The following is an 8606-nucleotide window of genomic DNA, read 5'->3' as shown; positions in this document are numbered from 1 at the left end:
GAAAAAGGCAGAGCCGGTCGAACAAGCTGTCGTTGAGGAAAAGGCAGAGCCAGTCGAACAAGCTGTTGTTGAGAAAAAGGCAGAGCCGGTCGAACAAGTTGTTGTTGAAGAAAAGGCAAAGCCAGTCGAACAAGCTGTTGTTGATGAAAAGGCAGAGCCGGTCGAACAAGCTGTTGTTGAGGAAAAGGCAGAGCCGGTCGAACAAGCTGTTGTTGAGGAAAAGGCAGAGCCAGTCGAACAAGCTGTTGTTGAGAAAGAGGCAGAGCTAGTCGAACAAGCTGTTGTTGAGGAAAAGGCTGAATCAGTTGAACAGACTGTTGTTGAGGAAAAGGCAGAGCCGGTCGAACAAGCTGTTGCTGAGAAAAAGGCAGAGTTGGTCGAACAAGCTGTTGTTGAGGAAAAGGCAGAGTCGGTCGAACAATCTGTTGTTGAGGAAAAGGCAGAGCCAAAATTAGAAGATAGTGCAAATCCATTTATCAGAATTGTGGATAAAACTCAGCCTAAGCAAAAGCCGACTGCACCAATAATTCAATCAAAAGCATTTAATCCTGTTATTGTTGAGAATGAAAAGCCTATTCAGGAATTTAAACTGGATTTTGAAAAGGAAAATATACCAAAAACTCTGCTTATATATAAGCGTTCATTAGAAACAAGCAGTTTTGTTGTTATGGCGGGTAAATTCACTAAGACGGTAAGGAGTGAGTATCGTGCGTACAGGTACAGACCAAAGCCACCTGAACCGCCCACATCTCTTGATGATAAACAAAATCCTCCAAAGGGTGAACAGCCCAAGCAACAAGATAAGCAAGAAAAAAGTGATGAGAGCGGAAAAGCCTCTGTATTTGGTGAATTTTCTTTTAAAAAGCATAAAAAAAGGTCTGAATTGGAACAACAACCAGCTATAAATAGTGAACCAGAAAAAAATGTTCAAACACAAACCGAGCAAAAGCACACATCAGTAGTTAAGCCGATTCATAAACAGGAGGTACAGCAGACTAAGGCAGAGGAAACGCCTAAGATGAAAATACCAAAGCCACCTGTTCCAAAGCCTAAAATGCCTATGGTACCACCTGCGGTTAAGGCAGTTGTTCCAAGCTTTATACATAAGAAACAGCGTCCTGAAATAATGCCTGATATAAAGGAAAAAGAAGAACCTGTTCAGTCTAAAGTAGAAAAACCGGTTAAACAAAAGACTGAAAAGAAAAAGAATAGTAGGGCATCTGAAGCAAAAAAAGCTATAAAAAAGAAAACTCAAATGCTCAAGCTTTTTAGTGACGATGAAGATCTTGATTCTGATGATTTTGATTTAAACAATGAAAATCGTGAAATTGAAGAATATTCGAGTAAGAATGATGAAAGAGAAATTCGTTCAGAGATAAATAACAATTATCGTAAACTTACATTTCGGTCAATAATTGTTGCAATCGGACTTGTATTTTCAATAACACTGGATATACTTGTTGGTGTTATGAGCGAAGTCTTTATGAATATGCCTTTTGGTTGGCTTTTGGTTGCATTTTTAAACGCAATAATTTTGTGCGTATGTGTAGTAACTTGTTATGTTCCTATAATAAACGGAATACTTCCTCTAAGATACTTTAAGGCTAATTCTGATACAAGTCTTGCGGTTGCGTCTTTTGCCGGAATACTTCAGGCTTTTGTATCATTTTTCTCTCCGCAAAGCTTTATAAATGGTTATCTTCATTACTATACTACACTTGTAATTCTTGGACTCTTGCTGAACTGCATAGGTAGAATGTTGATAATTATTCGTGTTCATGATAACTTTAAGTTTATTATGAAAAATCCTGAACTCTATGCAGGTAAGATTTATACTGATGAGAAAAACGCAAAAAGAATGTTTACGGGAGCGCCGCTTAATAAACCTCTTATTGCTTACAGAAAAAAGACAAAGTTCTTGAGCAATTTCTTACAGCTTTCATATGCACCTGACCCGAGTGAAAATATTGCTGCTAAGATTGCACCGATTACTTCTGTTGTGGCTATTGCAGTAGCTTTGCTTTACGCGTTTATTGGCGGTGGAGTTGCTGAGGGCGCAAGTGCATTCGTACTTTTTGCGATAATACTTACACCTGTTTGTCAGCTTATAGCTGTCAATCTTCCTATTAAAAAGCTTTGTTCAGCAGTTGTTAAAAAGGGTTCTATGGTTACAAGCTATGAATCAGTAAAGCAATTCTGCGATACAAATGCTATTATTGTAGATGCAAATGACCTATATCCGTCGGGAACTGTTACAATGAGCGGAATTAAAACTTTTAGTGGAAGTAAAGTAGATGACGCTATTCGTGGTGCGGCGGCAGTTATGTTTGCAGTCAAAGCACCTATGTCGAGCATGTTCGATAATATCATTAAAAGTAAGCGAGACACACTGCCTCATGTTGAAAGCGTTATCTATGAAGACGGTCTTGGACTTGTTGGCTGGGTGGCAGGTCAGAGAATACTTCTTGGAAACCGTAGACTTCTTGAGGCTCATGGAATTAAAGTGCCATCTGTTGAATACGAAAAGAAGTATACAGATAAGAGCAAACAAGCGGTCTATTTATCACTTGGTGGAGAGCTTGTAGCAATGTTTATAGTTACTTATAAGGGTAGTTCCTATATTGCTGAAGAGCTTAGAAGCCTTGAACAGAATGGTGTTACTATTCTTGTAAGAACGATTGATTCTAACATAACTCAAGATAGAATTGCTGAAGACTTTGGTGTTTTCTATCGTTCAGTTAAGATATTGCCGACAGGTTTGGGAAATATAACTAAGGAAATGACAGATACACCTGATGAAGAAACTCGTGCATATATTGCAACAAAGGGTGGCATACAGTCATTTGCAAGAGCAATTTCGGGCTGTATAAGAATTAAGTCAAATGTTACACTTTCAATTTTCTTACAAATGGCAGGAATTATTTTAGGATTTGTTCTTGTTGGTGTAATTACATTTATATCAGGAATTGCAAGACTTAATATCCTCGAATTGCTTATTATGTATGTTTTCTGCATAATTGTAGGTATAGTTGCACCGACTATACGAAAACCATAAAAATTCTGAAAGGGAATGATTGATAATGAAGATTGCACCATCAATGCTTTCTTGTGATTTTGCTAAAATGGGAGATGAATTAGTCAGAATAGATAAGGGTGGAGCAGATTGGATTCATCTTGATGTTATGGACGGACATTTCGTTCCTAATATTACAATAGGTCCTGCAATAGTATCTGCACTTCGCCCATACTCTAAGCTTCCTTTTGATGTTCACCTTATGATTGATTATCCGCTTGATTATATAGAGCAATTTGTTAAAGCAGGAGCGGATATAATTACCTTCCATATTGAAGCAAAGTCCGATATTCAGGCAACTATTGACAAGATTAAATCTTTTGGTGTAAAGCCCGGACTTGTGGTAAAACCAAAGACATCTGCTGAGGAAGTATTCCCCTACTTAGAACAGGTTGATTTGATACTTGTTATGACAGTAGAGCCTGGTTTTGGTGGACAAAGCTTTATGGCAGATATGCTTCCAAAGGTTACTGCTATAAAAGAAAAAGCCAAGGAATTAGGCAAAGATATGCTTGTAGAAATTGATGGTGGAGTTAATGATAAGACAATTTCTCAGGCTGCTAAGTTTGGTGTTGATGTGTGCGTATCAGGAACAGGTGTTTTCAAAGCATCTGACGCAAAGGAAGCTATTGATAATTTAAAGCGTTTATCTGAAGTTTAATAGTAAAAGCCGTCCTAGTGAAGGACGGCTTTATTTTATAGTGTTCGTTTGTTGTATTCTGAATTAATAATTTCACAAATTTCCTCAGGTGTTTCTTTGCAACCATTATTAAGCCACATTTTTATAATAGCTGTAATTCCACTTCTGAAAAATTCACAATGGTACTCAATAAATTTATTATTAAAATGCTTAAATGCAAGTTCCTCACTATAACCTATGATTTTATAATTACTGTCGTATCCAAGCTTGAAGTATGTTTTATATAATAGTTGATTTTCTTTTATGTGATGGAATAATTTAAGAAAGAAATCGTGATTTTGCTTTGGTTCAAAATAGTTATAGAAATAGTTTTCTTCGAGAGTCTTTCTTATAGTATCTGCAAGGTCGTATATATCAACATAGTTAGCATAGAATGTTGTGCGGTTCAAGCCGGATTTCTTACATATTTCTGAAACAGATATTTGATTTAACTCTTTCTCCTGTATTAAATCTAAAAATACGGCCTCTATTTTTGCACGAGATTCTTTACGGCGTTTGTTGTTTTTAACATTCATTAGAAACCTCCATTATCTCAACACTTATAGGTGAATTGATGATTGTTTTAGGCTATTTAATTATATTATAATCTTATTAACAGAACAAGTGTTGCTTTGTTAATTTTATTTTATGGAGGTATTTTAAAATGAAAAAAAGCAGTTTTGTGGCGATGATTTTAGGTACAGTGAGCGGTATTTTATTTGCATTGGGTATGTGTATGGCTTTGATTCAGGAGTGGAATACATTTACTCAGGGAATTATTTTAGGTTTGCTTGGTTTAATACTTGGCCTTATAACATTTCTTGTTTGGCGAAAAATGGAGAATAAAAAGCCAATTAAACTATCTGGAAAAACTTTTGCAACTACATTTATTGGTATAATTGGAGCTTTAGCATTAGGTGTGGGTATGTGTTTCACTATGGTATGGCAAAATATGCTTTTGGGTATTATTATTGGAATTGTAGGAATTTTAATTTTACTTAGTTTGATTCCTGTTATTAAAGGAATTAAGTGATTTTAAAAATGAAATTTTATGAATAAAATAAAGAAAAATGTTATTTCGCAAATAGAAAAAACACAAACAGGCAACCGTATCTTACATAATGCGAGATATAGAATAATTTTTACTGCCTCTATAAGCCTTATAATAAATATTGCATATGCTTTTTATAATGGAATTCTTGGAATAGTGTATGCGTCATTTTGGTTTTTGGCAATGTTTGCGTATTATACACTTTTATCAGTTATGCGTTTTTCGGCAGTTTTATATGAATATAAAAATAAAAGACATAACGAAAAATTCGTAATGAGATTTATAGGTATTATGCTGATTATAATGAGCTTTGTTTTATCAGGTTCGGTTTATTATAGCATTGCTAATGATGTGGCAAATAAAAATAATAAAATAGTTATGATAACCATTGCAACATATACTTTTTATAAGATTATAATGGCTATTATAAATCTTGTTAAAACAAAAAAGTATAAGTCATTTTTGCTTATCACGATAAGAAATATAGCACTTGCAGATGCAGCAGTATCAATATTTTCCTTACAACGTTCTATGCTCGTATCTTTTGAAGGAATGACTTCGGAAAATATTCGCATTATGAATATATGTACTGGAATTGGAGTATGTCTGATTGTATTTACATTGGGATTGATTATGGCTTGCGGAATAATTGATAAAAAGAATAAAATATGAATATTCAGAGGGATATAGGTTATAAATCTATATCCTTTTTTGTTGAAATTTATAGCTTTATAAATTATAATATGCTATACTAAATTAAATGAATTTATAAGGAGTTAGAGTATGATAGATAATTTTGCTGAACTTGAAAATAAATGTAAGCAGTGCCAAAAATGTGGATTATGTGAAACTCGTACTAATGTTGTTTTCGGAGTAGGAGTTCCTAATGCGGAGGTTATGTTTATAGGAGAAGGCCCTGGACAATATGAGGACGAGCAAGGAGAGCCTTTTGTTGGCAGAGGAGGAAAACTTCTTGATAAAATGCTTGAGGCTGTTGACCTTGATAGAAAGAAAAATATCTATATTGCAAATATTGTAAAATGTCGTCCACCTAAAAATCGTGACCCGCTTCCGGAGGAACAGACGGCTTGTGTGGACTGGCTGAGAAATCAGTTTGCATTGATTCGTCCAAAGATTATTGTATGCCTCGGAAGAATTGCTGCTGCAAAAATTATAAAGCCTGATATTAAGATTACAAAAGAGCATGGGATTTTCTTTGAAAAGGGTAATGTGCTTATGATGGCAACTTTACACCCTGCGGCTTTGCTGAGAAATCCAAATAATAAACCTGCGGCTTTTGAGGATTATCTAAAATTACAGGAAAAGATAAAAGAAATATGTGAACATACATATGAAAATTAAGATTATTTGAGATAGGGGAGAGTTGGATGAAAAATCCAAAGGTTTTAGCGTTTTATATTGTGGCTATACTAATTATTGTTGCGATAGCAATTCTTGCACTAACTGTTTCGGGCAATTCTGGCGCTTTTTATCTTTGTCTAGGAATTATAGTTGGAGTAGTTGTTATTATTTTGTCAAAACTTATTATGAAAAGAAAATTTAAGAAAAAATAAAAGGAGTGTTTAAAATGCCATTTATTGAATTGAAAGCATCTGTATCTATATCAAAAGAAAAGGAAATCGAGCTAAAATCAGCTTTTGGAGAGGCTATTACTATTATTCCCGGTAAGAGTGAACAATGGCTTATGCTGAATTTTTGTGATGAGCAGAGAATGTGGTTTAAAGGTTCTGAAAAACCTTGTGCAGTGCTTGAAATCAAGATTTATGGCAGCTCATCTGCAAAAAATTATGATAATCTGACGTCTAAGTTAACAGAGATTATTTCGGATAAGCTTGGAATTTCAAGTGATAGGATTTATGTAAAATATGATGAAATAGAATATTGGGGTTATGCAGGAAGCAATTTTTAATTAAAATATCTGATTGCAAACAAATATGTTTTAAAATTGCACAATTATGAATCACATATTAACGATTACAATTAAATGTTTATAAAGATATTTTTTGAAAGAACTGTTTTTAAAATTTAGTATTATTCAACAAAATATCACAAAAATAATACACGATAATAACCATTGTTTTAATAAAATCACTATTGAAATAGGTAACTTAAGATATATTATACAATATTTTAGCTTTATACAACCTTGAAATGGCGATATTGTATAAATTGCAAAATTTAAAATTAAAATACTATTGGTAGTATTTGTATGATAAATTTTAAATTTATTGTGTATAATGTAATATATGCTCTTGATTTTATTTTATATTATGTTATAATAATAATGACATTTAAAAAAGAAAGGTGATTATTTATGGGCAGAACTTTAGGAAAAGAATCCAACCATTCTTTTGAGGATTACTTCAAGAGAGCTACAAGTCCTATGCTTACATTATTTCTTCTTAATGAGAAGCCAATGTATGTATATAAGCTTTCTCAGGAGCTTGAAAAACGTAGTAACAAAGTCTATAAAATGAATTTTCTCTATCCTGTACTATATCGTCTTCAGGAGCAAGGCTATGTTGTAGAGTATTCTCAGGAAATTACTGAAAGCCACAGAACTCGCAACTATTATGCTATTACTGATGAGGGTAAACAATATCTCAAGAAAATGATAGAGCAATATAAGGGACTTCTTAGTGCTGTTGATGTTATTATGAATAATGAATCAAGTGAAGATACTTCAGAAACTGAGAATGTTTGAGTTAGATAGCTTTTAAATGTTTGGTTTATATCAAAATTTTTTACACCGTATACTTTATATAAGGTATGCGGTGTTTTTTGTTTAATTTTATTATTGATAATTGATAGCTTTTGTGTTAAAATAAATAATATAAAACCTATAGACTTTGAGGTGATAGTGTGAAAATTTCTACAAAAGGAAGATATGCTGTAAGATTTCTTGTAGATTTGGCAGAACATAAGAATGATGGTTTTATTGCGCTTAAAGATGTTGCAGAGCGTCAAAGTATATCAAAAAAATATCTTGAACAGATTGTACCGCTTTTGAACAAATCAGGTGTTCTAAAGGCTAATCGTGGTTATCAGGGCGGATATATGCTTGCTAAGGACCCTAAGGAGCTTACTATATGTGAAATTTTGAAAATTACTGAAGGTAGTATAGCACCTGTTTCTTGTCTTGATTTTGAACCTGTTCAATGTGAGCGTGCAGAGGAATGTTCAACGCTCTATGTCTGGCAGGGACTTTATAAGGTTATTACAGATTATCTTGAGGGAATAACGATTCAAGATATAGTTGACAAAAATACCGAAAATAGTTACGATAATTATATGATTTAATTTTAATTTATCAGTAGCAACTTTTCTTTCCTGACGTATAATGTAGTATAACAAACGAAAGGAGAGAAACGAACGATGTGTGGTAACTTCTTAGGTAACAACAGCTGCTGCTGGATTATCATCCTTATCCTTTTGGTTAGCTGCTGTGGAAATGGTTGTGGATGCGGCAATGAAAACTCCAACAACAACGGTTGCGGTTGTGGCTGCTAATTCTCCTTATTAAAAAAACGCTGTACGCAATTTTCTGCGTACAGCGTTTTTGTGTTTATAGGAAATTTCAAGTTTTATCATCAATTAAATTAAGAAACTTTTTGGTGATATTAAAAATATTATTATGTGCAAATAAAAATAAAACTACCTAAACATAATGTGTTTAAGCAGTTTGTAATGTTTTTACGAGTAACCGTAATTTTGATAGAAAGCCAGTTGGACCATAGTCAATAAAGTAGACAAGTAAAAGAGCAAATTTACAAAAGATTCAT

10 protein-coding genes are annotated in these 8606 nt (G+C 33.6%); 9 read left to right on the top strand and 1 reads right to left on the bottom strand.

All coding sequences use genetic code 11. The features are described 5' to 3' along the window. A partial coding sequence (locus tag ACLU24_RS06940) for a hypothetical protein (protein WP_412611349.1) occupies positions 1–3055 on the top strand: 3055 nt, incomplete at its 5' end. Between the two features lie 25 nt (positions 3056–3080). Next, a complete protein-coding gene (gene rpe / locus ACLU24_RS06935) occupies positions 3081–3734 on the top strand; it encodes a ribulose-phosphate 3-epimerase (protein ID WP_412611346.1) in 654 nt (217 codons plus the stop codon). 35 nt (positions 3735–3769) lie between these two features. On the opposite strand, the gene ACLU24_RS06930 is transcribed toward rpe, so the two are convergent. Continuing rightward, positions 3770–4288 (bottom strand): TetR/AcrR family transcriptional regulator, encoded by a 519-nt coding sequence (locus ACLU24_RS06930; RefSeq protein WP_412611344.1) that lies wholly within the window; start codon positions 4286–4288, stop codon positions 3770–3772. A gap of 128 nt (positions 4289–4416) precedes the next feature. Between ACLU24_RS06930 and ACLU24_RS06925 the strand changes: the two genes are divergently transcribed. The 7 genes from ACLU24_RS06925 (at position 4417) to ACLU24_RS06895 (ending at position 8124) form a co-directional block, all read left to right on the top strand. Further along, complete coding sequence (locus ACLU24_RS06925; RefSeq protein WP_412611342.1) at positions 4417–4785, top strand: hypothetical protein; 369 nt, start codon at positions 4417–4419, stop codon at positions 4783–4785. An 18-nt stretch (positions 4786–4803) separates the two neighbouring features. Next, a complete protein-coding gene (locus ACLU24_RS06920; protein WP_412611341.1) occupies positions 4804–5475 on the top strand; it encodes a hypothetical protein in 672 nt (223 codons plus the stop codon). Positions 5476–5586: 111 nt separating this feature from the next. Then, positions 5587–6165, top strand: coding sequence for a uracil-DNA glycosylase (locus ACLU24_RS06915; protein WP_412611340.1), 579 nt, complete (start codon positions 5587–5589; stop codon positions 6163–6165). A gap of 26 nt (positions 6166–6191) precedes the next feature. Beyond that, positions 6192–6377, top strand: coding sequence for a hypothetical protein (locus ACLU24_RS06910; RefSeq protein WP_412611339.1), 186 nt, complete (start codon positions 6192–6194; stop codon positions 6375–6377). A gap of 14 nt (positions 6378–6391) precedes the next feature. Next, a complete protein-coding gene (locus tag ACLU24_RS06905) occupies positions 6392–6733 on the top strand; it encodes a phenylpyruvate tautomerase MIF-related protein (protein ID WP_412611338.1) in 342 nt (113 codons plus the stop codon). Positions 6734–7138: 405 nt separating this feature from the next. After that, positions 7139–7528 (top strand): PadR family transcriptional regulator, encoded by a 390-nt coding sequence (locus tag ACLU24_RS06900; RefSeq protein ID WP_412611336.1) that lies wholly within the window; start codon positions 7139–7141, stop codon positions 7526–7528. 158 nt (positions 7529–7686) lie between these two features. Next, a complete protein-coding gene (locus tag ACLU24_RS06895) occupies positions 7687–8124 on the top strand; it encodes an RrF2 family transcriptional regulator (RefSeq protein ID WP_412611333.1) in 438 nt (145 codons plus the stop codon). Positions 8125–8606: the final 482 nt, after the last annotated feature.

The sequence above is a fragment of the Pseudoruminococcus sp. genome (genome assembly GCF_047012705.1).
Taxonomy (GTDB): Bacteria; Bacillota; Clostridia; order Oscillospirales; family Acutalibacteraceae; genus Pseudoruminococcus.
The sequence above is the reverse complement of the archived record's forward strand: the minus strand, read 5'-3'. Positions and strand labels throughout refer to the sequence as shown.

Excerpts from the sequence above, each read along its gene's own strand:
- ACLU24_RS06925 (WP_412611342.1), top strand. The coding sequence starts at position 4,417 with ATGAAAAAAAGCAGTTTTGTGGCGATGATTTTAGGTACAGTGAGCGGT.
- ACLU24_RS06905 (WP_412611338.1), top strand. The coding sequence starts at position 6,392 with ATGCCATTTATTGAATTGAAAGCATCTGTATCTATATCAAAAGAAAAG.
- ACLU24_RS06910 (WP_412611339.1), top strand. The coding sequence starts at position 6,192 with ATGAAAAATCCAAAGGTTTTAGCGTTTTATATTGTGGCTATACTAATT.
- ACLU24_RS06900 (WP_412611336.1), top strand. The coding sequence starts at position 7,139 with ATGGGCAGAACTTTAGGAAAAGAATCCAACCATTCTTTTGAGGATTAC.
- ACLU24_RS06920 (WP_412611341.1), top strand. The coding sequence starts at position 4,804 with ATGAATAAAATAAAGAAAAATGTTATTTCGCAAATAGAAAAAACACAA.
- ACLU24_RS06915 (WP_412611340.1), top strand. The coding sequence starts at position 5,587 with ATGATAGATAATTTTGCTGAACTTGAAAATAAATGTAAGCAGTGCCAA.
- ACLU24_RS06930 (WP_412611344.1), bottom strand. The coding sequence starts at position 4,288 with ATGAATGTTAAAAACAACAAACGCCGTAAAGAATCTCGTGCAAAAATA.
- rpe (WP_412611346.1), top strand. The coding sequence starts at position 3,081 with ATGAAGATTGCACCATCAATGCTTTCTTGTGATTTTGCTAAAATGGGA.